Origin of the sequence: Arthrobacter sp. SW1 (assembly GCF_001766675.1) — a bacterium.
GTDB lineage: Bacteria > Actinomycetota > Actinomycetes > Actinomycetales > Micrococcaceae > Arthrobacter.
In genome coordinates this window covers 176,908-203,166 of the sequence record NZ_MJLT01000001.1, presented here as the reverse complement: position 1 = coordinate 203,166, position 26,259 = coordinate 176,908, and the positions used below count along the sequence as shown (strand labels likewise).

At 64.6% G+C, this 26,259-nt stretch carries 20 protein-coding genes; 19 read left to right on the top strand and 1 reads right to left on the bottom strand.

The window, feature by feature from the left end:
• Nucleotides 1-75 precede the first annotated feature (75 nt).
• The 6 genes from leuC to BIU82_RS00980 all read left to right on the top strand — a co-directional run bounded on the left by leuC (nucleotide 76) and on the right by BIU82_RS00980 (nucleotide 6,741).
• Nucleotides 76-1,521: a 3-isopropylmalate dehydratase large subunit gene (leuC, locus tag BIU82_RS01005; protein WP_070347592.1), complete on the top strand. Its 1,446-nt coding sequence runs from the start codon at nucleotides 76-78 to the stop codon at nucleotides 1,519-1,521.
• 10 nt (nucleotides 1,522-1,531) lie between these two features.
• Nucleotides 1,532-2,131: a 3-isopropylmalate dehydratase small subunit gene (gene leuD, locus BIU82_RS01000; RefSeq protein ID WP_070347591.1), complete on the top strand. Its 600-nt coding sequence runs from the start codon at nucleotides 1,532-1,534 to the stop codon at nucleotides 2,129-2,131.
• A 264-nt stretch (nucleotides 2,132-2,395) separates the two neighbouring features.
• Entirely contained in the window at nucleotides 2,396-3,721 is a 1,326-nt protein-coding gene (gene murA, locus BIU82_RS00995; RefSeq protein WP_070347590.1) for a UDP-N-acetylglucosamine 1-carboxyvinyltransferase, read from the top strand.
• A 13-nt stretch (nucleotides 3,722-3,734) separates the two neighbouring features.
• Entirely contained in the window at nucleotides 3,735-4,547 is an 813-nt protein-coding gene (locus BIU82_RS00990; RefSeq protein ID WP_070347589.1) for a lysophospholipid acyltransferase family protein, read from the top strand.
• Complete coding sequence (locus tag BIU82_RS00985; RefSeq protein ID WP_070347588.1) at nucleotides 4,544-5,590, top strand: NAD(P)H-dependent glycerol-3-phosphate dehydrogenase; 1,047 nt, start codon at nucleotides 4,544-4,546, stop codon at nucleotides 5,588-5,590. The genes BIU82_RS00990 and BIU82_RS00985 overlap by 4 nt, the downstream gene beginning before the upstream one ends.
• Before the next feature lie 2 nt (nucleotides 5,591-5,592).
• On the top strand, nucleotides 5,593-6,741 hold the full coding sequence (locus BIU82_RS00980; protein WP_070347587.1) for a D-alanine--D-alanine ligase family protein: 1,149 nt from the start codon (nucleotides 5,593-5,595) through the stop codon (nucleotides 6,739-6,741).
• A gap of 10 nt (nucleotides 6,742-6,751) precedes the next feature.
• Here the strand turns inward: BIU82_RS00980 and BIU82_RS00975 are convergent, their stop codons facing one another.
• Complete coding sequence (locus BIU82_RS00975) at nucleotides 6,752-7,189, bottom strand: DUF3515 family protein (protein ID WP_253182659.1); 438 nt, start codon at nucleotides 7,187-7,189, stop codon at nucleotides 6,752-6,754.
• Nucleotides 7,190-7,371: 182 nt separating this feature from the next.
• On the opposite strand from BIU82_RS00975, the gene BIU82_RS00970 reads away from it, so the two are divergent.
• The 13 genes from BIU82_RS00970 (at nucleotide 7,372) to BIU82_RS00910 (ending at nucleotide 26,220) form a co-directional block, all read left to right on the top strand.
• Complete coding sequence (locus BIU82_RS00970) at nucleotides 7,372-8,421, top strand: LCP family protein (protein WP_070347585.1); 1,050 nt, start codon at nucleotides 7,372-7,374, stop codon at nucleotides 8,419-8,421.
• Nucleotides 8,422-8,604: 183 nt separating this feature from the next.
• Nucleotides 8,605-9,267, top strand: coding sequence for a hypothetical protein (locus tag BIU82_RS19795; protein WP_171906465.1), 663 nt, complete (start codon nucleotides 8,605-8,607; stop codon nucleotides 9,265-9,267).
• 3 nt (nucleotides 9,268-9,270) lie between these two features.
• A complete protein-coding gene (locus BIU82_RS00960; RefSeq protein ID WP_070347583.1) occupies nucleotides 9,271-10,524 on the top strand; it encodes a glycosyltransferase family 4 protein in 1,254 nt (417 codons plus the stop codon).
• The gene (locus BIU82_RS00955; RefSeq protein ID WP_070347582.1) at nucleotides 10,521-12,269 is read left to right on the top strand and encodes a glycosyltransferase family 4 protein; all 1,749 of its coding nucleotides are present in this window, start codon (nucleotides 10,521-10,523) and stop codon (nucleotides 12,267-12,269) included. The genes BIU82_RS00960 and BIU82_RS00955 overlap by 4 nt, the downstream gene beginning before the upstream one ends.
• Nucleotides 12,266-13,153, top strand: coding sequence for an ABC transporter permease (locus tag BIU82_RS00950; protein WP_253182631.1), 888 nt, complete (start codon nucleotides 12,266-12,268; stop codon nucleotides 13,151-13,153). The genes BIU82_RS00955 and BIU82_RS00950 overlap by 4 nt, the downstream gene beginning before the upstream one ends.
• The gene (locus tag BIU82_RS00945) at nucleotides 13,140-14,036 is read left to right on the top strand and encodes an ABC transporter ATP-binding protein (protein ID WP_070347581.1); all 897 of its coding nucleotides are present in this window, start codon (nucleotides 13,140-13,142) and stop codon (nucleotides 14,034-14,036) included. Before BIU82_RS00950 ends, BIU82_RS00945 begins: the two co-directional genes overlap by 14 nt.
• Before the next feature lie 23 nt (nucleotides 14,037-14,059).
• Nucleotides 14,060-15,943 (top strand): glycosyltransferase, encoded by a 1,884-nt coding sequence (locus BIU82_RS00940; protein ID WP_253182630.1) that lies wholly within the window; start codon nucleotides 14,060-14,062, stop codon nucleotides 15,941-15,943.
• Between the two features lie 12 nt (nucleotides 15,944-15,955).
• On the top strand, nucleotides 15,956-17,209 hold the full coding sequence (wecC, locus tag BIU82_RS00935) for a UDP-N-acetyl-D-mannosamine dehydrogenase (protein WP_070347579.1): 1,254 nt from the start codon (nucleotides 15,956-15,958) through the stop codon (nucleotides 17,207-17,209).
• Nucleotides 17,206-19,131: a glycosyltransferase family 4 protein gene (locus tag BIU82_RS00930; protein ID WP_070347578.1), complete on the top strand. Its 1,926-nt coding sequence runs from the start codon at nucleotides 17,206-17,208 to the stop codon at nucleotides 19,129-19,131. Before wecC ends, BIU82_RS00930 begins: the two co-directional genes overlap by 4 nt.
• Nucleotides 19,128-20,354, top strand: coding sequence for a glycosyltransferase (locus tag BIU82_RS00925; protein WP_070347577.1), 1,227 nt, complete (start codon nucleotides 19,128-19,130; stop codon nucleotides 20,352-20,354). The genes BIU82_RS00930 and BIU82_RS00925 overlap by 4 nt, the downstream gene beginning before the upstream one ends.
• Before the next feature lie 61 nt (nucleotides 20,355-20,415).
• On the top strand, nucleotides 20,416-23,367 hold the full coding sequence (locus BIU82_RS00920) for a polysaccharide pyruvyl transferase family protein (protein WP_070347576.1): 2,952 nt from the start codon (nucleotides 20,416-20,418) through the stop codon (nucleotides 23,365-23,367).
• Entirely contained in the window at nucleotides 23,364-24,380 is a 1,017-nt protein-coding gene (locus BIU82_RS00915) for a polysaccharide pyruvyl transferase family protein (protein ID WP_070347575.1), read from the top strand. Before BIU82_RS00920 ends, BIU82_RS00915 begins: the two co-directional genes overlap by 4 nt.
• Before the next feature lie 34 nt (nucleotides 24,381-24,414).
• The gene (locus BIU82_RS00910) at nucleotides 24,415-26,220 is read left to right on the top strand and encodes an FAD-dependent oxidoreductase (RefSeq protein ID WP_070347574.1); all 1,806 of its coding nucleotides are present in this window, start codon (nucleotides 24,415-24,417) and stop codon (nucleotides 26,218-26,220) included.
• Nucleotides 26,221-26,259 lie beyond the last annotated feature (39 nt).

Sequence of the window (26,259 nt, the reverse complement as noted above, 5' to 3'; positions counted from 1 at the left end):
TTTCGCTGGCGCGCTGACGCGGCGCTCATGTTCAGTGGAATCACACAAGACAACCGCAGTTGAAGGGAGCAGGCCGTGGGGAAAACACTGGCCGAGAAAGTTTGGGATGCGCACGTGGTGCGCAAGGGCGACGGCGAAGGAGCCAACGCCCAGCCGGACCTTCTGTTCATCGATCTGCACCTCGTCCATGAAGTGACATCCCCGCAGGCCTTCGAGGGCCTGCGCCTGGCCGGCCGCCAGCTGCGCCGCCCGGACCTCACCATTGCCACCGAGGACCACAACACCCCCACGCTGGAGATCGACAAGCCGATCGCGGACCTCACCAGCCGCACCCAGATCGACACCCTGCGCGCCAACTGCAAGGAATTCGGCGTCCGCCTGCACTCGCTGGGCGACAAGGAACAGGGCATCGTCCACGTCGTCGGTCCGCAGCTCGGCCTCACCCAGCCGGGCATGACCATTGTGTGCGGCGACTCCCACACCTCCACCCACGGTGCGTTCGGTGCGCTGGCAATGGGCATCGGCACCTCAGAGGTTGAGCACGTCATGGCCACCCAGACGCTGTCCCTCAAGCCCTTCAAGACCATGGCCATCAACGTCGAAGGCACCCTGCGCCCCGGCGTCAGCGCCAAGGACATCATCTTGGCCGTGATCGCGAAGATCGGTACCGGCGGCGGGCAGGGCTACGTCCTGGAATACCGCGGCTCCGCCATCCGGGCTCTCTCCATGGAAGCCCGCATGACCATCTGCAATATGTCCATCGAAGCCGGTGCCCGCGCCGGCATGGTGGCTCCGGACGAGACCACCTACGCGTACATGAAGGGCCGGCCGCACGCTCCGGAAGGCGCCGACTGGGATGCCGCCGTCGAGTGCTGGAACACCCTGCACACCGACGCCGACGCCAGCTTCGACGTCGAAGTGGACCTCGACGCCGACACGCTGGAACCGTTCGTCACCTGGGGAACCAACCCCGGCCAGGGCGTCTCCCTCAACGACGCCGTGCCCTCGCCCGAGGACTTCGGCGACGAGAACGCCAAGCTCGCTGCCGAGCGTGCACTGCAGTACATGGGCCTGGAAGCCGGAACGCCGATGAAGGACATCCGCGTGGACACTGTCTTCCTGGGCTCCTGCACCAACTCGCGCATCGAGGACCTGCGTGCCGCTGCCGACGTGATCCGTGGTCGCGCCAAGGACCCCAACGTCCGCATGCTGGTGGTGCCCGGTTCGGCCCGCGTCCGACTCGAAGCCGAAGCCGAAGGCCTGGACAAGGTGTTCAAGGAATTCGGCGCTGAGTGGCGCTTTGCGGGCTGCTCGATGTGCCTCGGCATGAACCCGGACCAGCTGGCGCCGGGGGAGCGCTGCGCGTCCACCTCGAACCGCAACTTCGAAGGCCGCCAGGGCAAGGGTGGCCGCACCCACCTGGTCTCGCCCGTCGTGGCGGCGGCGACCGCCGTCCGCGGCACGCTCAGCTCGCCTTCCGACCTGGAATCCGTCCCCGTCGCCGCCGGCGACGCCGCCTAGGAGGACCCCCTTGGAAAAGTTCACCACCCACACCGGCATCGGTGTCCCCCTGCGCCAGAGCAACGTGGACACGGACCAGATCATCCCCGCCGTCTACCTCAAGCGCATCACCCGCACCGGCTTCGAAGACGCGCTCTTCGCCGGCTGGCGCAAGGACGAGTCCTTCATCCTGAACCAGGAGCCGTTCAAGGCCGGCTCCGTGCTGGTCGCCGGACCCGATTTCGGCACCGGTTCCTCCCGCGAGCACGCGGTCTGGGCCCTGAAGGACTATGGCTTCAAGGCCGTCCTCTCCTCCCGTTTCGCCGACATCTTCCGCGGCAACTCGGGCAAGCAGGGACTCCTGGCCGCACAGGTGGCACAGGACGATATCGAGCTCATCTGGAAGGTGCTGGAAAACAACCCCGGCACCGAGGTCAAGGTGGACCTGGTCTCCAAGACTGTGGAATGCGGCAACGTCGTGGCACCGTTCGACATTGACGACTACACCCGCTGGCGCCTGCTCGAAGGCCTGGACGACATCGGCCTGACCCTGCAGCACGAGGCGGACATCACGGCCTACGAGGCCACGCGCCCGTCCTTCAAGCCGAAGACGCTGCCGGCGAAGAGCTAGCTTCGGTTCCGCGCCCGTTCCCCACTCCGGTACCCGTTCCTGCGGGCGCCTCGGTTGGGGAGCGGGCGCTTTTTCCGTGCGTGTGGCTTTTTCCGGGGCGGCCGTTGCGTGCCCAGGCGCCCGCCTCAATAAGGGTGCTCCGGTCGGAAACGGGCGCGGCGCCGGCACCGCGTCCCAGCATTTCGAATCAGTAACGCCAGCTTCTATGCTTAGCTTGGGCCTTCGGCAGTATGGGGGCATCAACTCGTGAGGAAACCGGTATAGATGAGCAGTGTCCTGACAATCCGCGGCGGCGTACCCCTGACCGGCCGCGTCACCGTTCGCGGCGCGAAGAACCTTGTACCCAAGGCCATGGTCGCGTCCTTGCTCGGGAGCGAACCGTCGGTGCTCCGGAACGTTCCGGAAATCAAGGACGTCGAGGTTGTCACCAGCCTGCTGAAACTGCACGGCGTCACCGTGGAGAAGGACCCTGCAACGGGCGATCTCACCCTGGATCCCAAGGACGCGAAGACCGCGTCAAGCACTGCGATCGATGCCCATGCCGGCGACTCCCGGATCCCGATCCTGTTCTGCGGCCCGCTGATCCACGCGATCGGCGAGGCCTTCATCCCCGACCTTGGTGGCTGCAAGATCGGCGACCGCCCCATCGATTTCCACCTGAACGTACTGCGCCAGTTCGGCGCCGTCGTTGAGAAGCGGCCCGGCGGCATCCACATTTCCGCGCCGAAAGGCCTGCACGGAGCCAAGATCTCCCTGCCGTACCCCTCCGTCGGCGCCACCGAGCAGGTCCTGCTCAGCGCCACCCGGGCCGAAGGCATCACCGAGCTCAGTGGTGCCGCCACCGAACCGGAGGTCATCGACCTCATCGCCGTGCTCCAGAAGATGGGCGCCATCATCAGCGTCCAGACGGACCGCACCATCCGGATCGAAGGCGTCAAGGATCTCCGTGGCTACGACCACCGCGCGCTGCCGGACCGGAACGAGGCCGCATCCTGGGCTTCCGCGGCCCTCGTGACCCGCGGCGACATCTTCGTCGAGGGCGCATCGCAGCGGGACATGATGACCTTCCTGAACACCTACCGCAAGGTGGGCGGCGGCATGGACATCCGCGAAGACGGCATCCGCTTCTACCACCCGGGCGGCAAGCTCAGCCCGCTGGTCCTGGAAACCGACGTGCACCCCGGCTTCATGACCGACTGGCAGCAGCCCCTGGTTGTGGCACTCACCCAGGCCGAGGGCGTCTCCATCGTCCACGAGACCGTCTACGAAAACCGCTTCGGTTTCACCGAGGCCCTAAGCCGCATGGGTGCCACCATCCAGGTGCACCGTGAATGCCTGGGCAGCGTGCCGTGCCGCTTCGGCCAGCGCAACTTCCTGCACTCGGCCGTCATCTCCGGCCCCACGCCGCTGAAGGGGACGGACATCGACATCCCGGACCTCCGCGGCGGCTTCAGCCATCTCATCGCGGCCCTCGCCGCCACCGGAACCTCCCGCGTCACCGGCATTGACATCATCAACCGCGGCTACGAGCGTTTCACCGAGAAGCTCGCAGGCCTCGGCGCAGATTTCGACATCACCGACTCCAAGTAAGCGGGGGACCCCTTTGAAGGAACCGGCCAAGAGCCGCGCCACATTCGTGCTCCTCGCGGGGATCGCACGGCCGTTGATGAACATCCTGATGGCCAAGAAATGGGAAGGCACCGAAAAGCTTCCCCGGGGCGGCTTCATCGCCGCGCCGAACCACTGCACTGAGATCGACCCCATCGTGATCGGGCACATGCTCTACAACCAGAAGCGTCCGCCGCATTTCCTCGCGAAGGCGGGGCTGTTCAAGGTGCCCGTGATCGGTTCCCTGCTGCGCGCCACCCGCCAGATTCCGGTGGAACGCTCGACGGCGGGTGCTAACCGTTCGCTGCAGGCGGCCCAGGAGGTGGTGGACGCCGGAGGCGCCATCATCATCTACCCGGAAGGTACCCTCACCCGGGATCCGGCGCTGTGGCCGATGAAGGGCCACACCGGCGCTGCCCGCCTTGCCATCCAGACCGGAGCCCCCGTGGTGCCGATGGCCCATTGGGGTGCCCATGAAGTCTTCCCGCGCTATGCGAAGCGGTTCCACATCTTCCCCCGGAAGACCTCGCGCATCCTGGTCGGCGAGCCACTGGACCTGAGCAGGTTCGCGGACCGGCCGCTGGACCGCAGCACGCTCAACGAGGCCACGGACCTCATCATGGACGCCATCACCAAGCTCCTCGCCGAGCTCCGCGGTGAAGAACCGCCCGCCGAGCGCTGGGACCCCGCGGCACACAACCAGTCCAAGCAGGGCCGCTTCCAGGCCCGCGGCACGGATAAACCCGGCACCGATAAGCCGGGCACGGACAAACCGGGCAAGGCTGCGGCCAAGGGGGAGGGCAAATGAGCGCAGCAGCCGCGTTCGAACCGGACGTCGTCGCCGTCCTCGGCGCCGGTTCCTGGGGCACCACCTTCGCCAAGGTCCTGGCCGACGCCGCCACCGCGGCGGGCAAGGAGCGCAGTATCCGGATCTGGGGACGCCGCTCCGAAGTGGTGGCCCAGATCAACGGTGAGCACCTCAACGAGCAGTACCTGAAGGACACGCTACTGCCGGCGTCGATCTCCGCGTCCACCGATGTCGAAGAAGTGCTCGACGGCGCCGCCCTGGTGATCCTCGCGGTTCCCGCCCAGTCCCTGCGCCCCCAGCTCAAGGACTGGAAGGATCTGGTGGCGCCGGGCGCCGTCGTTGTTTCGCTCATGAAGGGCCTGGAGCTCCGCACTGATTCGCGCATGAGCCAGGTGATAGCCGAGGAACTGGACATCCCGGAGAACCGGGTTGCCGTGGTGTCCGGCCCCAACCTGGCGATGGAAATCGCCCGCGAGGAACCCACGGCATCCGTGGTGGCCTGTTCCGACGAGAACACCGCCGCCGCGATCGCCCACTGCTGCACCGCACCATACTTCCGCCCGTACACGAGCACCGATGTGGTCGGCGTCGAAATCGGCGGCATCGTCAAGAACATCATTGCCCTCGCCGTCGGTATCTGTGAAGGCAAGCAGATGGGCGACAACACCAAGGCATCGGTCATCACCCGCGGGCTCGCGGAGACGTCCCGGCTGGCCCTGGCCCTGGGCGGCGAAGCGCATACCATGGCCGGGCTCGCCGGGCTCGGCGACCTTGTGGCCACCTGCTCCTCCCCGTTGTCCCGCAACCACACTGCGGGCCGGCTGCTTGGCCAGGGCCTGTCCCTGGACGAGGTGACGGAGAAGATGACCCAGACGGCGGAGGGCATCAAATCCGGGTACGCTGTCAACGAGCTGGCCGCCAGCCTTGGCGTCGACATGCCGATCACCGCGGCCGTGGTGGCCGTCCTGGAAGGCAAGCTTTCCGTTGATGAACTCGGGCCCCGGCTCCTTGCCCGCTCCCTGAAGTCCGAAGGCGATTACTGACTGTGACCGAAAAGATCCAGACCACCGGAACTCCCGACGGCGGCCGGCGGCCCCGCGTCGCCGTGCTGTTCGGCGGCCGCTCCAGCGAGCACGCCGTCAGCTGCGTGACGGCGGCCGGCGTGATGGGCGCGATCGACAAGAGCAAGTACGACGTGATCCCAATCGGCATCGCGAAAAGCGGCCAGTGGGTCCTCCCGGCCGCGGACCTCAGCCAGTGGTCGCTCAGCTCGGCCGAGCTGCCGGAGGTGGCCCCCTCAGGCAAGACCGTAACCCTTTCGGAAGTCGGCGGCACCCATCAGCTCGTCGTCACCGAACCCAACGCGGTTCCGCAGGAACTCGGTTCCGTGGACGTGGTATTCCCGTTGCTGCACGGGCCGTGGGGCGAGGACGGCACCATCCAGGGCTTGCTGGAGCTTTCCGATACCCGCTACGTCGGCGCCGGGGTGCTGGCGTCCGCCGTCGGCATGGACAAGCACTTCATGAAGGTCGTCTTCGAAGCCGCCGGGCTCAAGGTGGGGCCTTATGTTGCCGTCACCGACCGGGAATGGTGCAACGATCCCGAAGCTGTCCGCAAGAAGGTGGACCTGCTTGGCTACCCGGTGTTCGTGAAGCCCGCGCGGGCGGGATCGTCCATGGGCATCTCCAAGGTTGATTCCCTTGAGGGCCTGGATGCCGCGATCGAAGAAGCCCGCCGGCACGACCTCAAACTGGTGATCGAGGCAGGCATCACGGGCCGCGAAATCGAGTGCGCGGTGCTCGAAGGCCGCGGGAGTGACGCCCCGCGCACTTCCATGCCAGGGGAGATCGCCGTCACGTCCGGCGGACATGAGTTCTACGACTTCGCTGCCAAATATGTCGAGGACGGCGCCGCGGCGCTGAGCTGCCCCGCGGACATGCCCGACGAAGCGATTGCCCGCGTGCGGGAGCTCGCGGCGGCAGCCTTTGACGCCGTCGGCGCCGAGGGCCTGAGCCGGGTGGACTTCTTCTACACCCCGGACGGCGAACTCATCATCAACGAGATCAACACCATGCCCGGATTCACGCCCAAGAGCATGTATCCGCAGATGTGGGCGGCCTCCGGCCTGCCGTACGCGGAGTTGATCGACGAACTGATCCACCTGGCCCTGCACCGCAAGACAGGCCTGCGCTAAGCCCCACCGGCTATTTGCTCTTCGGGAGGTTCTGCAGTTCTTCCTGGCCCACGCAGTGGCGCACGGCCTTGATCTTGCCTGCCGCCTGCGCGAGGTCGGCGAGGACGGTGGCGGAGCTGATGACGTTGGGGTCCATGAGGATCTCGGTGGCGGGTTCCCGGCCATAGGTGGTCAGGGTCCACACCGGATTCCCTTCCTTGATGACCCAGTCGATGTCGTTGACGCTGACGCAGCGGTCCGTGGTGGGCGGCGGGACGTTCACGCCGCAGCGCAGGATCACCTGGGACGGCTCGCCCCACGCCGCGGTGGCCTGGCTGTTCGTCTTGCGAAGCTTGGCGTCCCCGATCGCGTCCGGAAGCGCGACCATCATCGGCGCGCAGGCGGGGTTGGCGGCGTCGGCCGCTGCTTTCACGTCTACCGCGGGAGTGCAGGCGGTCAGCACCAGCAGGGTAGCGGAAACGGCGAGTGCCGCCGTCGCGGTTCGGGTTCGGGGAGCGGGCCGGAAAATCACCATTCCAGCCTACGTGCCCCGTGACGGGGCGGCGAACCTGAGCGGAAACTGGGAGGTCCCGGCGCGGCGGCATGGGATGATGGCGTGAATAGTTTTGCCATGGGGATGAAGGATTGAGGATGCACAACGACGATTTGCTGCCTGAAAGCGCGCCAGAGGAAACTGCCCCGCAAAGGAAGAAGCGCACCGCACGCAACGTCCTGCTGGGCTTCCTGGCGGTGGTGCTGATCGCCGGTGTAGTCAGCGGGTTCTATGTGTACAACCTCGCCAACAGCTTCAATACCAAGACCCAGAAGATTGAAAACGCCTTCCCCGAGGAATCCACCCGGCCTACCAAGCCGGAGCTGCCGAACGGCGGGGATGCAATGAACATCCTGGTCCTCGGCAGCGACTCCCGTTCGGCGCCTGTGAATACCGCGGAGAAGGGCGCTCCTTCAGACCAGCGCTCCGACTCCATGATGCTCCTGCATATTCCCGCCGACCGGAAGAACATCTTCATCACCTCGATCATGCGGGATACCTGGGTGGAGATCCCGGGGCATGGCAGCGCCAAGATCAATGCGGCCATGGCGTTCGGCGGCATTCCGTTGGTTGTCCAGACGGTGGAGGGCATCCTCGATGCGAGGATCGACCACGTCGCTGTGATCGATTTCGAAGGCTTCAAGTCCATGACGGATGCCTTGGGCGGAGTCGAAGTGAATGTTCCCCTTGCCTTCAGCACCAAGCATTTCGATTTCGCCAAGGGAAAGCAGACACTTGACGGCGATCACGCTTTGGCGTTCGTGAGGGAACGCTATGCCTTTGCCGACGGAGACTACCAGCGCGTCAAGAACCAGCAGCTTTTCCTCAAGGCCCTTATGGGTAAATTCCTGACAACTGAAACCCTCACCAATCCGGCCAAGATCAGCTCGGTGGTGGACCAGGTATCGCCGTATGTGTCCGTTGACCAGACTCTTGACGCCATGGCAGTCGGCAAGCTCGCGGTGGAGTTGCGTAACGTCCGGGCCGGTGACGTGGAAAGTTTCACCCTGCCGAACAGCGGAACGGGATGGTCCGAGGACGGGCAGTCGATCGTTGTACCTGACCAGGCAGCAATTGACGCCCTCAAGAAAGCCCTCAAAGAGGACAAAGTCGGCGAATACCTTGCGGCGCAGGGCATCGCGAACTAGCCCGGGAAAAAAGTAAGAATGCGGGCTGCGTCGACCGGATGAATTATGCTGGTCACGGGTCCATTGACTGGACTTTCAATTTTTCTTTGGGTATCTGGCTCGGTTCGTCCTTCCCTTGCCGGGAGGCTGGCGACCATCGCCGCGATCGCCGTGGGGGCAACAGTGATGAAGTTTGGCGGTACCGTGCGTAGATTAGCCGGAGCAGTGGTGCTCGCGCTCCTGCTGGGCGCGCCCGTTGGCGCGGCCGCCGCCGAAGAAATTCCCACGCCGCCTCCTTCCGAACAACCGTCACCGGAGCAGCCGGCCACTGAGCCGTCGGCGCCGGAAGAACCGGCGCCCGAGGAATCCCCGGTGGATCGTCCGCCGTTCATCCCGGACATTCCGGTGGTTGAGGAGCCCCCGCTCGTCTTGCAGCCTCCCGCCGGTGGCGGCTCGGGGACCGTCCAGCAGCCTGCGCCAATACAGCCCGCGCCGGCTCCGGCCCCGGTCGGATCGTCTGTTCCGGCTGCGCCATCCGTGCCGTCGGTGCCGGTCCCCGTGACCGGGCCTTCGCCGGCCGCCGAAGTCCTGGCGCCGCCCCTTGAAGAAACGGTTCCGACGGCGACGCCAAGCCCGACCGCGACTACGGCCGCGGGCACGAAGACGCCTGAGGGCACCCGGACTGCTGCGCCCTTGCCCTTCCCGGAGCCGGTGGCGCGCACTGTCGATTCGGTGGTCACGGCCGCCACGGGTAGTCCGCTTTACGTTCAGATCCTCACGGTGCTTGCTTTGGTGGGGGCAGGAGTGCTGTACTTCCGGTACATGGGGGCCAAGACCCAACGCACCCCGGTCCGGAGCCACAAGTAGCCCATGCAGATCGCACCTCCTTCCGCGCCCACCCCCGCGGACACCGCACCGCGCCTGACCCTTCTTACCCATTCCTATTGGCCGGAGAGCAGCCCACCCCAGCGCCGCTGGACTGCGCTGGCCAAGGAATTCTCCGCATCCGGTTGGCAGATCGACGTGGTGACGCCGGTAGCCCACACGCCGCATGGCCGCAGGGAGCTTCCCCGGGAGCTCGCCGGCCGGGCAATGCGCTCCCAGGAGGGCCCGTCGTCGGAACGCATCCGGCGGGTGCCGTACCTGCGCCACGGCAGCTCCCACCTGGCCCGCTTCATTGACCAGTGTTTCTCTGCCATGCTTTCGGTGCCCTTGGGGCTGTTCACCCGCAGGCCCGACGTCGTCATCGTCACTGCGCCGAGCCTGCCCACCCTTGGGGCCGGTTACCTGCTGGCACGACTGCGCCGCGTCCCCCTTATCGTCGAAATGCGTGACGCGTGGCCGGACCTTGCCCGCGACGCCCGCTTGGTCCAGGGCCGGGTCAAGAGCCTGGCCGAACACGTGGTGGAGTTCGTGCAGCGGCGCGCCGACCTGGTGGTCACCGTCACCGAAGGTTTTGCCGCGACTCTCCGGGCGCGCGGCATGGCCAAGGTGGCCACGGTCAGCAACGGGGTGCGCCTGGAAAAGATCCCGGTGCTGGAACCGCCCGCGCTGGAGCGTGACACCTTCGAAGTCCTGTACCTCGGCAACCACGGCAAGAGCCAGAAGCTCGATGTTGCGATCCGCGCCAGCGCCTTGGTGGGGGATTCAATGCACCTCCACATGGTGGGCAGCGGGGTGGAGCGGCGCGGGCTTGAGCACCTCGCCCGTCGGCTCGGTGCGCCCGTGACTTTCCACGATCCGATGCACGGCAAAGAGGTCATGGAACGCTACGCATCGGCCGACACCTGCCTGGTGTCCCTGAGGGACGACTGGAAATCCTTCGAGACCACGGTGCCTTCCAAGACCTATGAAGTCCTGGCCATCGGGCGCCACATCACCGCCGTAGTCCGTGGAGAGGCCGCCCGCATCATCGAGGACGCAGGCGCGGGGGATATCGTCGAAAGCTCGCCGGAGGCCCTGGCAGCGCTGTGGAAGGAACTGGCCGCAGACCGGGGCCGGCTGATCCGCAACGGGGACGGTCGGCAATGGGTCAAGGAGCACGCCGATTACCCGTACCTTGCCGCGCGCTACATGGAACTGATCCGCTCCGTGCTGGCCGATGCGGGGGAGAAGCGGCGATGAAGGAGATCCTGGATAACTTCCGGATGGCCGCAAGCACCGTGCGCGAACACCTCAGCGACGATCCTGCGCTGCTGGCCCTCCAGGTTTCCCGGCGCCTGCCGTCACGGCTTGTGCGGCCGCTGGCCAAAGCCGTCACGAAAGCCGCCGGCCCGGAATCCGCAGCGTCGGCGGTACTTCTTGCGGGGCTCATGGGCGGCGAAGACCGGGAGGTTGTCCGCCGGCTGGAAACGGCTCTGTCCCGTGGCGCTTTCGGAGCGGAACAGGCCCGGGCGATGGCCGATGTCGCGCTCGTTGCCAACCGCCCGGACCTCGCGGAATCCTTGCTGCGGCGGGCCGCGGGTGCCCGCCGCTTCCGTGCCGCGCAGGCACGCAAATACTGGTACGACGGCGAGCCGGCTGCCGCCGTCGGGATCCTCGACGACGCCGACGGCGGAGCTGAACGCCGGCAAGGCAGGCGCCTCGCCGCCGAGCTGGAGCTGCTGGAAGGGTGGGCTCCGGTGCTCCCGGCCGTCACCTATGAACCGCTTCCGCGGCGCGTGCTCCACCTTCTGACGAATTCGCTCCCGCACACCGCAAGCGGTTATGCACAGCGTTCGCATTCAATCCTCCTGGCCCAGCAGGAGGCCGGCTGGGAAACCATGGCGGTGACCCGTATCGGCTACCCCGTGCAGGTAGGGAAACTCGCTGCGCGGCACCAGGATGTCGTGGACGGGATCCGGTACCAGAGGATCCTGCCACCGCGGCTTGCACCCACGATCACCGACCGGCTGCAGCAGCAGGCCGAAGCCCTGCTGGACATTGCGCTGGAGTTCAGGCCCGCGGTGCTGCACACCACAACGCACTACGTGAACGCCCTCGTGACGCGAGCAGTGGCCGGGGCGCTCGGCATTCCGTGGGTCTATGAGGTCCGCGGACAGCTGGCCGACACCTGGGCGGCCACGCGTGGACCCCAGGCAAGGAGCAGCCAGCGCTATACCCTGTTCCAGGCCCGCGAAGCTGAGGCCATGCGGAGCGCGGACCTCGTGGCGACCCTCGGCGCGGCGATGAAAGCCAACATTGTTTCCGCCGGCGTCCCGGAAGAAAAAGTGCTGGTCACGCCCAATTCCGTGGGCGGCGAATTCCTTGCGGCCCCGGCTCCGGCGGAAGCCGCGCGGGCGGAACTCGGCCTGGATCCGGACGCGCAGTACATCGGTACCGTCAGCAGCCTGGTGGCCTACGAAGGAATCGATGACCTGGTGTCCGCTTTCGGGCTGCTCGCGCCGCGCCACCCGCGCTTGAAGCTGCTGATAGTGGGCGACGGCGTGGCGCTGCCGGCACTGCGCGAACAGGTGCGTTCCGCCGGGCTGGGGCAGCGCGTGGTGTTCACCGGAAGGGTGCCGCGGGAGCAGGCACACCTCTATCACCGGGCTTTGGATGTCTTCGTTGTTTCACGAAAAGATCTGTCCGTGACGCGGGACGTGACACCATTGAAACCGGTGGAAGCCATGGCGTGCGCCCGTCCGGTGGTCGCCAGCAGGCTTCCCGCGCTTGCTGAAATCGTCCAGGACGGGGTCACCGGGCTGCTGGCGGAGGCCGGGAATCCGCAGGATTTGGCCTCCGCGATCGGCCGGCTGCTGGGCTCTGCACAGCTTCGGAAGAAGCTGGGCGGTGCCGGGCGCACGGCCGTACTGGAGACAAGGACGTGGCGGGCGAATGCCGAAGCCATGACCTTGGCCTATGCGACATTGATGGAGAAGGTGGATTGAGTCCGAACAAGCAGAAACTGGCCGCGCCCGCTGCCGTCCAGCCGTTGTCTGTCGACATGCGGGCCCTCACCAGGGTGGGTGCACGGCCGGGATTCCTTGACTACCTCGTACAGCTATGGGATTTCCGGCAGTTCATCTTCTACGATGCCCGGGCCCGGGTGCAGAGCGGAACCAGGCGCGACCGCTTGGGCAGTGCGTGGCTGCTCCTGAACCCGGTGTTCAACGGGCTCACCTTCTACATCATCTTCGGGATGCTGCTGAATACCAGCCGGGGCATCGAAAATTACGTCGGCTATTTGGTGATCGGCATCTTTCTTTTCCAGTTCAGCGCCGGATCCATCACCTCCGGGGCCCGGTCCATCAGCAACAACAAGTCCGTGGTGCAGGCGTTCAACTTCCCCCGCGCGGCCCTTCCGATCGGCGCGAACATCCGTGAATTGATTGCCGCGGTTCCGCTGGTCCTGGCGATGCTGCTGATCGTGGTGCTCTTGCCGCCGGCCGAAACGATCAGCCCCCTGTGGTTATTGATCCTGCCGGCAATTCTCCTGCAGTTCATCTTCAACCTCGGTGTGGGCCTGATCCTGGCCCGCCTTATTTCCAAGGTGAACGATTTCGCGCATCTGTTGCCATTCCTCATGCGTGCGTGGATGTATGGCTCGGCGGTGTTCTACTCCTACGAAAGGTTCATCGACCATCCGGAGATCCTGCGGATCATGAAGATGAATCCGCTTTTCAACGTCATCAATATTGTGAGGGACTGCCTGTTGTACAACCGGCTTCCGGAATGGGAATCCTGGGCCATGCTCATCGTTTTTGCGCTCAGCGCCCTGTGCGTTGGAATGTTCTTCTTCTGGCAGGGGGAAGAGAGCTATGGTCGCAGCTGAGGAAACAGTTTTCGTCGAAGGCAGCCCTTGTGTTGTCCTCGATTCGGTCTCCATGTCCTACCGTGTTCCGACGACGGCCAGCGAGGGAGATGTGCCCGAAAGCCGCATCGGCCGTGCCCTTCGGAAGATCAGCGGAAAACAAGCCAAGGTTCGGGTGAACGCCCTGAACGAGCTCTCCCTGGTGGTGGAGCGCGGCGAATCCGTGGGCATCATCGGTCGTAACGGCTCGGGCAAGAGCACGCTGATGAAGTTGATCTGCGGCCAGGAGAAGGCCACCACGGGCGCTGTGTACGCCTCGAGCACCCCGATCTTGCTCGGCGTCAATGCGGCCCTGGTCCCGGACCTTTCGGGCGACCAGAACATCGTCCTTGGCTGCCTGGCCATGGGCATGGACCGGAAAACGATCGACGAGAAGTTCGACAGCATCGTGGAACTGTCCGGCCTGGCCTCCTCCATCCATCTGCCCATGAAGTCCTATTCCTCGGGCATGGGTTCGCGACTGCGCTTCGCCATTGCGGCGGCGGTTGACCCGGAAATCCTGCTGGTGGACGAGGCCCTGAACACCGGCGACGCGCAGTTCGTGGACCGCAGCCGCCAAAGGATGGCTGAACTGCGCAACAACGCCGGCAGCGTCTTCCTGGTCAGCCACAGCCTGAGCACCATCGAGGATATGTGCTCGCGGGTGTTGTGGCTGGACCACGGTGACCTGATCATGGACGGCGACCCCAAGACCACCACCACGGCGTATAAGCGGTTTATCAGTCGTCTGGCCAACGGACACGAGAAGCCCGCATTCCAGCTGAGGGATGCGTCGAGAAGGAAACTTGTGGCGGCACAGGTCAAGCCCAGAATCAGCGGCAGACGAAAGCTCGGCGAAGCATGAGCCGGTCCGCAGAGTTTCGGAAGATGCTGTGGCACCTCCGCAAAGGAGGCCTGCGGCAGGTCCGCCAATGGCAGTCGCGCCGACAGGCCCAGGCGGTCCGCTATTCGATCCGCAACATTCAGGGCGCCGAGGGCGCGTGGACGGGCCGCGGGCGGAAGCGCCGCCTCGCCTTCAACACGCCCGGGTTTCCGGCTGTCCCGCCCCGGCGCGCTGACCTGCGTGTCGCGGTTATCCTCGACGAGTTCTCCGACCTTGCCTTCGGCTACGAGTGGACCACCGTGCGGCTCTCACGCCGCGGCTGGCGTGCCGAACTTGCGCAGGCTCCCCTTGATTTCCTGTTTGTGGAGTCCGCTTGGAACGGCAACGGCGGTGAGTGGAAGTACCAGCTGGCGGGCGCAAGCGGAGTGAAACAGGACTTTGTGGAGCTGCTCGAGCACTGCCGGGCCAATGGCATCCCCACAGTCTTCTGGAACAAGGAAGATCCGCCCCACTTCGAGGACTTCTTACCTGCTGCACGGCTTTTCGACGTCGTCTTCACCAGCGACAGCAACAAGGTCGACGAGTACCGCCGCCGGCTGGGGCATGAGCGGATCGGCGTCCTGCCGTTCGCGGCCCAGCCGCGCATCCATGCTCCCATCCGGCCACGCCATGGGCACCAGGAACGCGGTGTGGCCTTTGCGGGCATGTACTTCGCGCACAAGTACCCGGAGCGGCGGGAACAGATGGACCTGTTGCTTGGTGCAGCCCTCGATGCGTCCCGGAAGGACCGCGATGCGGCCCTTGAAATATTCTCCCGACAGCTTGGCGGAGATCCGAACTACCAGTTCCCCGGGGAGTTTGCGGAGAACGTCGTGGGGAGCCTCAGCTATGAGCAGATGCTCACGGCCTACAAGGCGTACAAAGTCTTCCTCAACGTGAACTCCGTGGTCGATTCACCAAGCATGTGCGCGCGCAGGATCTTTGAAATCACGGCCTCTGGCACACCTGTGGTCAGCACTCCCTCGCAGGCAGTACACCGCTTCTTCCCCCCGGACGAAGTGTTCTCGGCCGAAACCCGTGACCAAGCGGCCGCCCAGCTGCGCATGCTGGTCAGAAGCCCGGAGATGCGCGACCGCGTGGTGCACCGCGCGCAGCGGCGGATCTGGCGGGAACATACATACTCCCACCGGGCGGAACAAGTGGTTGCCGGCGCCTTGCCGTCGAAATCGGCTCCCGTGGCGACCCCGTCGGTCAGCGCCCTGGTGAGCACCATGCGCCCGGCCCGGCTGGAACACATCCTGAGCGCCGTGGGCAGCCAGTCCGGCGTCGACATGGAACTGGTGCTTCTGGCCCACGGCTTCCATATGGACGCCGGGCGCCTGAAAGGCCTCGCGAAGGACCATGGCGTGGAGAACATCCGTTATCTCGAGGCGCCGTCCGGAGTGAGCCTTGGCGAGTGCCTGAACCGGTGCGTCGCCGCGTCCGGGGGAGAGGTTCTCAGCAAAATGGACGACGACGACTACTACGCACCCCACTACATGCTTGACCTGGTACTCGCACTGGACTATTCCGGGGCGGCTGTGGCAGGGAAGCAAGCCCACTACATGCACTTCGTGGAGCGGAACGCCACCTTGGTGCGGGCACCGCATGCGGAGCATACCTTCAGCCACCTGGTTGCGGGCCCGACCATCACCGCGGCCAGGGCGGTCTTCGAGACGACCCCCTTCCGGGACCTTGGCCGGGGGGAAGACACCGCCTTCCTGCAGGATGTTGCCGCGGCCGGCGGAGGCATCTACTCGGCGGACCGCTTCAACTTCTGCCAGATCCGTTCCGGGGACGGCCATACCTGGACAGCCTCCGAGGAGGAGCTCATGGCATCAGGCACTATCACGCTTTTCGGTAATCCGATTGAACACATCACGGTCTAGGGGATTTTGAACATGGAGAACATCCGTACAGTCGCGGTCATCGGCCTCGGATACATCGGCCTGCCCACGGCGGCAATCCTCGCCAGCAACGGCGTCGATGTGATCGGCGTCGACGTCAACGAACGCACCATCTCGGCCGTGAACCGGGGCGAAGTCCCGTTCGTTGAGCCGGACCTGAGCATCCACGTGAGCGGTGCTGTCAGCCAAGGACGCCTCAAGGCCTCAGACCGGACACCGGAAGCCGATGCCTATATCGTGGCCGTGCCCACTCCCTTCAAGGAAGACCGCTCCGCAGACCTCAGCTACATTGAAGCAGCCGCCGAAGGCATTGCGCCCCAATTGCGCGGCGGCGAACTCATCATCCTTGAGTCGACCTCACCGCCCGGTGCCACCCGCCGCCTCGCGGATTTCATCCTGGCGCGCCGCGCGGACCTCTCCCTGGACGGCAGCAATGGCAGGGCCACGATCCACGTGGCGCATTGCCCTGAACGCGTCCTGCCCGGCCGGGTCATGATCGAGCTCGTCACCAACGACCGGATCGTCGGCGGGATGACGCTCGAAGCTGCGGAGCGGGCGAAGGCTTTGTATTCGGTGTTCTGCCAAGGCGAGATCCACCTGACCGACGATGTCACGGCTGAGATGGCGAAGCTTGTCGAAAACTCCTACCGGGATGTCAACATCGCCTTCGCGAATGAGCTCTCGATGATCAGCGACAATCTCGGAATTGACGTGTGGGAGCTCATCAAGCTCGCCAACCACCACCCGCGCGTCAACATCCTCCAGCCGGGCCCCGGCGTCGGCGGCCACTGCATTGCAGTGGATCCGTGGTTCATTGTGGATGCGGACCCCGCCAACGCAAAGCTGATCCGGGCTGCCCGGGAGGTCAACGACTCCAAGCCCGCATGGGTGGTGGACAAGGTCATCCAGGCTGTGAAGGACTCCGGCGCCTTGAGCCCCGTGATTTCGGTCCTGGGCCTTGCATTCAAAGCCAACATCGACGACTTGCGCGAGTCTCCGTCGGTCGATATCGCGCGCTCCCTCGCCGAGCGGCTGCCGCAAGCCAGCCTCCTGGCCGTCGAACCGCACATCGAGAAGCTTCCTGCCGCGCTTGCGGACTTTCCGAACCTCCGCCTTGCCGACGTCGACGACGCGCTCCCGGCGTCCGACATCGTCGTCTTCCTGGTGGACCACAACGAGTTCCTGGAACTGGGTGTTGCGCTCGCGGGCAAAGAGGTCATCGATCTTCGCGGAGTGCTTTCCAAATGACCCCGGCCCCTCATTCAGCAGCCGGCCCGGTTAGGCGCTGGCAGGATTACTCCGACAAGGAACTCCTGGCCGCCGCCCTGGCCGAACTTACCGCGGTCCAGGCCGAGCTCGCGCGTGTCTCAAAGGATTATGAGGACCTGGCGAAGCGGGTTGAAGCTGTTGCCAGGACTCCTGAGGAAATCCGCTCCGCCCGGGCCGAAGCGCACCGCCAACGGATTGCCGGCGCCAGGAAGCGCCGCCTGGAAGGCAAACTGGGACTCACCGCCTACCTGAGGGTACGGCTGTGGATCGCAGTCAAAGGCCGGAGAGCAGACGCCGAAGCCATCCGGAAGGGCACGTTCGCGGACTTCCGGGCGGAACCGGTCCGCTCGGAATTCCTTGGCGACAAACCGCTCGGCTTGAAAGCGACGGATGCGGGCTACCTTCGGGCGACCGTTTGGGCACAGGCGCTGGAGCCGATGCGCGGGCAGGACCGGAAATTCCTGGAGCTGTGCCGGCGCCTTGCCGTCAGCCGCGGCAACATTTCGGAGGTCCTGGCATACACCTACAAGATCGACAGGCTGCAGAAGACCAAGAACCCCAAAGCGATCCGTCAGGTCGAGGGACGCCTGCGGGAAATTTCCGGATGGGTGCCCCGCATCCCCGGGCCAAGGGTCACGATTGAGCCGGCTGCACCCGGGGTGATCCTGCACTTGGTCAAGGAAAGCCGGCCTTACCATTCGAACGGCTTTACCTCGCGGAGCCATAACAACTTCCTGGCAGAAGCCGACGCCGGCCTGACGCCGGTTGTGGTGACCGAACCCGGGTTTCCCCGCAACGACGGAGTCACGGACTTTCCGTCCGTGGAGACGGTGGACGGCATCGAACACCACCGCCTCGACTTCGGAGCCGACTACAAGCCTGCCGCCCTCGACCAATTGCTGGAAGATTTCGCCTGGCTGGCATTCCGCAAAGCCATCGAGATCCGCCCCGCCGTGATCCATGCGAGTTCGGGACGCCGGGGCTATGAAACGGCCCTGGTTGGCCTGGCCCTGAAGGAGAAAACCGGTCTTCCCCTCGTTTACGAAGTCAGGTCCTTCTTCGAAGGCACCTGGACGGGCGAAACGGCCATGGAGGAAAAGAGCGAGATTTTTGCCCGGCGCATGGCGGTGGAGCTTATGTGCATGCAGGCCGCCGACCACGTCCTGACGATCGGCGAAGCGATGAAAGCCGAGCTGATCGGGCGGGGAATTCCGGAGGAAAAGATCTCCGTGGTCCCCAACGGCGTTGACCTGGCGAAATTCGACCCGGCTGCGGACCCCCGCGATCTTCGGGAGGCACATGGAATCGGCGGCTTCACCTTCGGTTACGTCTCAAACATGGACCATCCGCGGGAATCCCAGGAAACCCTTATCGATGCCGCACACGAATTGAAGGCGCGGGGCCGGGATTTCACCTGCGTGCTGGTGGGCTCGGGCGCCCGCCGCGACTATCTGGAAGAGTATGCACGCCGGCGCGGGGTCGACGACATGGTGGTTTTCACCGGCTCGGTCGATCATTCCCTCGTGTCGAACTACTACGCCATGATCGATGCCTTCGTCGTTCCCCGGATCAGGGAAAGGGCATCGACCTATGTCACGCCCCTCAAGCCTTACGAGGCAATGGCCATGAAGAAGCCCGTGATCGGAAGCGATCTCCCCGCGCTGCGCGAAATCCTGGAACCGCCTTTGCGCGGCCTGGTCTTCGAGCCGGGAGATGTCTCCGGGCTCTGTGACAGGATCGAGGAGCTGGCGGACGACCCCGGGGAGCGGGAACGCCTTGGCGTTGCCGGATGGAACTGGCTTGTCAGCAACAGGCAGTGGGCCATGAACGGTGCTGTGTATGCCGACGTCTTTGCCAACGTCCGGAGGGCAGCAGAACTCCAGGAAGCGGGTATGAAATGAAGCTCCATTTTTCAGGATTCAAGCCTGAGGAAGGATCTCCACTCAACGAAGGAATCGCTGCGCTGCGCTACGCAGCCTCGCTTGGAGGTCCGGAACCCATCCTGTTCGGGTACACACCCGTCGCGCGGATGAATCCCTACCAGGGTTTGCTCTACACCTCCTTCTGGGAGGAAGGCTTCGCGCCTTCGCCCATTACCAGGACACTCGATTTCGACAAGCTCATTGCGCTCAAGGACTCGGCGGCCGCCGTCGCGGTCCATCTGCATTGGCATTCGACGGTGCTGGCGGGCGCCGCCGACAAGCGGGAGGCCCGCACCCGGCTGGCAGGATTCAAGGAGCAGCTCGGGACGTTCAAGGACAACGGCGGAAAGCTGGTGTGGACCGTTCACAACGTGCTTCCGCATGATGCCCTGTTCATTGATGAGGAAATCGAACTCCAGAACGCCATCGCAGAATCCAGCGACGTCATTCACACCATGTCGCACCGGACGATCGAGGCAGTCAGCAGCGTCGTCGCCCTTGACCCCGGACGCGTGCTGGTGGCGCCGCACCCCAGCTACCTCGGAGCCTACGAGGATTACATCGGCCGGCACGAAGCCCGCACCACGCTCGGCCTGCATTCCGACGACGTCGTCTATGTCACCCTCGGCGCGCTGAAACCGTACAAGGGCCTGCGCGAATTCCTTGCGGGATTCAATGAGTTCATCGCCGACGCCGGCCCCCGCCACAAGCTGATCATTGCCGGTGAGCCGGACGGGTCCGCGTACGTGGCCGAGCTTGTCGACGATTGCCGGCGGCACCCCCAGGTGCTCCTGGACGACCGGAAGATTCCGCCCGGACTGGTCCAGTACTACATGAGGGCCGCCGATTTTGCCGTTGTGCCGTACCTGCGCTCGTTGAACAGCGGGGCCGCTCTTTTGGGAACCACCTTCGGCCTTCCGGTAATCTCCAGCCGCCAGGGATCCCTGCCCGAGGTCCTCGATCCTTCCTTCGCCGAGTTCCTTCCCGGCGAGTCACCGGGAGAGATAGCAGGATCCTTGGCCCTCGCCCAACGGCTCCTCACGCCCGCCGCCTCCGCGGCGGCCCGTGGTTTTGCCGAAGGACTGGCACCGGCCAGCGTCAGTACGGCGTTCGCCCGGTCATTGCGTGAACGGTTGCTCGAGCCTCCGTCTCCGCCGACGGGCACGTCCTCCGAACACGAAAGTGCCGGACTGTCCTCCTAGACTCCATACCTGAACAATCTGCGTAAACCGATCACTCCGCACCCGACCTAAGGCTATTTTGATGACTTCCTTTGAGACCGACCACAGCGTAGAAGAACAGATCAGACAGCTTCGCAAGGAACTGGATACGAAGGTTTTCGACCAGGGCTTCCATTGGAAAGTCCTCTTCCTTGGCCGGTCCATCAATGGAACCACCGACATCGTTTCCTCGATGTCGCGCAGCCTCCGGAACCTTGGCCACCATGTCCTGGACCTCGACACTGCCAAGCACAAGCTGACCAACAATCCGCAGCGGGCCACCGGTGGCAACGGCCCGATCTTTGTCGACTACGAAAAGATCCTGCCCTTCGTCGAGAATTTCCAGCCGCAGATCATCGTGTGCTGCGCCGGCGGGCTTACCTTTACGGATGAGGATGCCGCGGCCCTCAAGGCGCGCGGCATCGTGCTCCTGGGCATCACCCTGAGCGATCCGGACGTTTTCCCCACCATCGTCGGGCACGCGCACGTCTTCGATTACCACACCACCAACGCCGAACTTTCGCTGGGCATGTACCGGGAACACGGGGTTAACAACACCGTCTACTTCCCGTTCGGGATCGACCGCGGTTTCGTCACGCAGGAAGTGACTGCCGCACCGGAGTTCGCCGCCGATGTCATCTGCCTCGGGCACGCCAACAACCGCCCGGACCGCAACCAGACCATGGTGCACCTGGCCAAGTCCCTCGACGTCCGAACCTACGGCCGGGGTTGGGAACTTGAAGGAAGTGACGTCGTCGCCGGCGACCGGGCCCTCCAAGCACTCAAGATGGGTCGCATCCACGTCAACTTCCCGCTCACGCGTGCCGGTTACATCAATATCAAGTGCGGCGTGTTCGAATCGATCGGCGCCGGCGGCGTCGTCGCCACCCAGAACTTCGAGGAGATGCAGCGCTTCTTCAGCTACGGGGACGAAATCCTTGGTTACGACGATGAATTCGACCTCGAAAAGAAGCTGAGCGCGCTCCTGGCCGATCCGGTCCGCTACGGCGAGATGCGGGTTGCCGGATTCAAGCGGCTCATCACTTCGCACCTGTACGAGCACCGCTGGATGGATCTCTTTGCAGCCATCCGCAATTCCAACACGGTGGACAATCCCTGGCTGGGGGAGGCCCGCGCCCGGGAAATCCGGGAAACCCTCGAGCGCTCGCTTCCCCGTGCCCGCAAGGTGATCCTTTCCGGGTTCTACGGCGCGAACAACCTGGGTGATGAAATGATCCTTCGCTCCATCAGTGAGCGGCTGGTTGAAGCGGATCCCTCGGTGCAGGTCTTCGTCGGAGCCGAAAACGCCCTGCAGGTCGAGAAGAACCACGGCCTGCAGGCGTTCAAGCGAACGGACCACCATGCCGCATCTGAAGTCGCCAGGACCGCTTCGGCCATCATCGTGGGCGGCGGCGGACTGTGGCACGACCACACCATCCAGCGCGCCGGCGGCATCGCCAGTTTTTACCTGGGCGCTCCGATGTCCATCGCCGGATTCGGCATCCTGCCCTCGGTCGGCAAGCTCCTTGGCGTGCCTTTCTACACGGTGGGACTCGGCGTTGGTCCGCTTGAGGATCCCGATGCACGCCTGCTCGTCAAGGACCTGGCCGGCAAGGCATCGGCAATCAACGTCCGTGACGCCGAATCAAAGCAGTTGCTGACTTCCCTGGGTGTACGCGACGATCTGGTTTCCGTCAGTCCGGACACTGTCTACGCCGTCGACCTTGAAGGTCCCGCTGCCTCCGCGGAAGTCCCTGAGGCGCTGGCCGCCCTCAAGGAACAGGGCTACACCCTGGTCGGCCTGAACCTGCGGCACTGGAAGGCCTCTGACGCTGACGCGTGGCAGGCCCGCTTGCTTGAAGCCTTCGAACAGGCTGCCTTGACCCACAAGATCGCGGTAGTCGGGATGCCGATGCAGCTTGGCGCATCCCACGACGAGAGCAGCATCCTGGAGTTCTGCGAAGGATTGCCGAAGTCCGTTCCGTCACTTGTCCTCGGAGGCGATTTCGGCCTCCGCGAGTATGTCGGGGCGCTGTCTGCCGTGGACTTCCTCGTCTCCATGCGCCTGCATGCGGCCCTTATCGCGCACCGGCTCGGCAAGCCGGTGATGGGACTTTCTTACGATCCGAAGGTACGCCGGCACTTTGAAGAGGTGGGCGCCGAAGAGTTCTGCGTAGACATTGACGATCCGGCCGCAGACGTCACCGGTGTGCTGTCCTCCGTCCTGAAACTGGAGGGCCGGATCCGGGAAAGTACCGCGGCCTTCGTGCGCGGGCTGGAGCAGGAAGCTGTTGCCGCTCTCCAAGGAACCGCGCGGCTTATTGCCTCCGAGCCGGAAAACCCGGACGTCTACCGGATCCCGCGTGAACGGCCGGTGTTCAACGCAGGCAAGGACGGTGCCGCCAAGGCCCCGGTCGTGAAGGCGGCCTTTACGGCCATGCAGACCCGGGTGACCAAGCTGCGGGTAGTACCCGAACGGCGGCTCAACGTCCGATTCGATTCGCCGCGTGCTGTCCAGACCTCGCTGCAGACCGCGACGCCCTGGCGGGGCCAGGGAATGGAACAACACGGTTCGATCCGGGTCCAGGGCAACGGCCCCGTCGAAATCGCCTTGACCGTCACCAACCGCTACAAGAACGTCCGAAACCGCGGCAAGATCCAGTACGTGGTGCGGGTGGGGGACCAGGTCCTCATTGAAGACCTCACTGAATCGAGTGACATCCTCCACCTCCGGTACACGACCGCGGGAGAAGCACACGTGCCCTTCTCACTGCGTGTGGTGGTCTTGGAGAATTGCCCGAAGGCCGAAGGCTGGAAGCGGTTCACCAACGTCACGGCCAGGATCTCCCATGCTGTCCAGGTCCCGCCGTCCAGTCCGGAAGGAATGTTTGCTTCGGCACGCCGGGTCCTTTCCTTGGAAGAGGCTGCGCAGTTGCCGGGCTGTGAACACCTCATTGCTGACGAGGCGGTTGCGCCAGAGCCGTCCGGCGCATGACCGGATTGTCCGTCGGCCTGGTCGGGTTTTTCGGCTGGGGAAACTTTGGCGATGAGCTCTTCGCTGCCCAATGGAAAGCGCTTCTGGGAGAGGACCGGGCGAAGCCTGTTCACGACCTGTTGGCAAAGCCCTACTTCTCAAGGCCGATCGATTCCGTACTGGCCGGTTTCGACGCCCTGGTGATCGGCGGGGGAGACCTGATCCGGACAGAGAGCATTTCGCAGCTCTATTGGAACCGGGCCTGGAAATCGAAGCCGCTGCTGGTATCCGGCATCGGAGTAGCCACCGAGTCCGGCCGCAATAGGCCGGATGTGGCCGGACGGCTGCGCTCGTTCCTCGCGGAGTCCTCTGTGTTGTCCTTCTCCGTCCGGGATGCCGGGAGCAGGGACTGGATCGAAAAACATGTGCGCCCGGGCTTTGAGGTGGACGTCGTACCGGACCTCGGCTTTGCGTCCCTGCACGACGCCGGGACTCCGGAGCCTTCGGACGGCGCGCCGGTGGTGGGGCTCGTGCTCAACAAGGGCGTCACCGCACGGGACCTGGAGGTGCGCAGCATGCTGCTTGACCTGGAACAGAACGGTGCCATACGGCTCCGGCACCTGGTCCTGGCCACAGGAACGCAGCGCCGGCAGGAAGTGGAGCAACTGGCCGCCGCGGGCATTCCGGCATCCGTGACCGAGACGTTTGACTCCGTGCCGGCGATGGCGGCCGCGGTGGCCGCCTGCGACATCGTCATTTCTTCGAAGTTCCATGGCCTGGTGGCTGGTTTTGCGAACGGGAAACCGTGCTGGAGCTTGAAGGACACCTCGAAGGCCCGGGCTTTGATGATGGCGCTGGGTCGTCAGCAGGAGCCGCTGGACCCGGCCGGGCTTCGGCATGAAATCCTGTCCCGTGCCGGACTTTCCGAATCGGAACGTGCGCGCATCGACGGATTCCGCCGCGCTGCGGCGGCGGAGTTGGACAAAGTGAAAGGGCTGTTGGCTAAGAGTATGGGGGTTGGTTTGAGTGGCTAGGTTTCCGGAAAGGCTTGCATGGTGTCTGGAACCCATGCAGCCCGTAGCGGGCGACCCGAGGACTCCTGAGCAGCTGAGAGCTTGGAAGAGCATTCCGGAGACGCGGGAACGCCGCTGCGACGCACTGGTCGTCGGGGCGGGCATCTCGGCCTGCGCCGCCGCGTTGACGATCGCCCGGGCCGGGTTTTCGGTGGCACTGGTCGAAGCAGGCCACATGGTCGGCGGGCAGTCGACATCCGCTGGGGTATCCGCCTTCGACATCACGTTCCGCTACGACGAAGCCATCAACGGCCATGGAGTCTGGGGCGAAATCGTCGCCCGCATCATGGCCGTTTACCGGGACGAACTGAAGCGCCCGGTAAATGCAGGGCACTATAACGATGTTTCGATTACGCCCAATGTGGTCATCGTCGAACGGGTTCTGTCCTTGATGCTGGAGGAAGCGGGCGTTGAGGTACTCCGCAATACCGATGTGACGTCGGTCAACGTCACCAATGGCCGCGTGCAAAGTGTAGAGACAAGCGCCGGCACAATCACGACAACACTGCTGATGGACGGAACGGAACTGGGCGCGCTGGCCGGGATGGCCGGCGTCGACCGCTACATCGGCAACGCGTTGGTGAAAGGCACGGACCGCCCGGACGTCAACAGCCGGATCCAGGACATCACATATACGTGCACGATCCGCCGGTATCCCGAAGGCATCCCCGGTGAGTTGAGGGTCACGACACCGCCGCCCGGATACGAAGACGTCCTCGAAGACCTTCGTGAGCATTTCCCTCCGGATGGCGTCACCGATCCCAGGTTGCGGAAGGCCGGTCCGAACGGTTTCGCCGGCTACCGGGCGGCACCGGACTTCTCCTCAGCCGGCTACTGGGTGGGCTCCGACTGGACTGCCGTAACCCGGACCAACCTGAATTACCGCAATGACACTCCGACCGCCGCCGCGTACCTCTACGATTCCGATGTCCGGGACGCCACGGACAGGAAGGCGTTGCATGCGACCCTTTCGATCCTGTTCTATTTGCAGAACGAACTTGGCCTGGACTGGGCGCCGTGCACCGATGAGGGATACGGCGACGGCATCAACCACCCCGCGCTGCGTCTGCTCGATCCCGTCTATCACAGCGTCGCGCGGCACTTCCCGGTGATTCCTTACATAAGGGAATCCAGCAGGATCGTCGGTATGGCGACGCTCACCGGCAAGGACATCAACCGTTCGGTGAACGGGCAGATCGCCCGGTGGAATGTCTACAGCATCGCTACCGGGACGTATCCGCCGGACCTGCACGGCGGCCGCGAGCCGGGTGACTTCGAACCGCACCTCAATGAGACGCTCGCGGACAAGCCGGTACTTTGGCGGGAAGGCCCCTTTCCGATTCCATTGGGTTGCCTGGTCCCGGCCGAAGTCGACGGTTACATTGCCTTGGAGAAGAACATTTCCGCTTCCAGGATTGCGGCTGCGGCCTGCCGGCTGCACCCGACCGCCGTCGGGATCGGCCAGGCAGGCGGTACCTTGGCGGTAGCGGCCCTCACCCGGAAGGTGGAGCCACGGCGGATTCCACCGGCTATTGTGCAATGGCTGCTCGCCCGTGCCGGGGCGTTGATCACGCCCTTGGCCATCAGCGGAGCGGATCCGGCCTGCCCGGACTATCCGGCAATCGCATTCGCCGTCGCACGGAACAAGGTTGCGTGGACGGTCGGGAAATCCGCGTCCGGCGAACAAGCCATTGTCACGGATCTTGAGGCTGCTGCCTCCCAAGGACGGGACGCCGGCAACTATGTGAAGCTGTGGCTCGGGCGCCGGGCAACACAGATTCCGGCCTGGGACCTTCCCTGATGCGGATGCTTGCGGAACCTGAAAACACCAAGGAGGCAG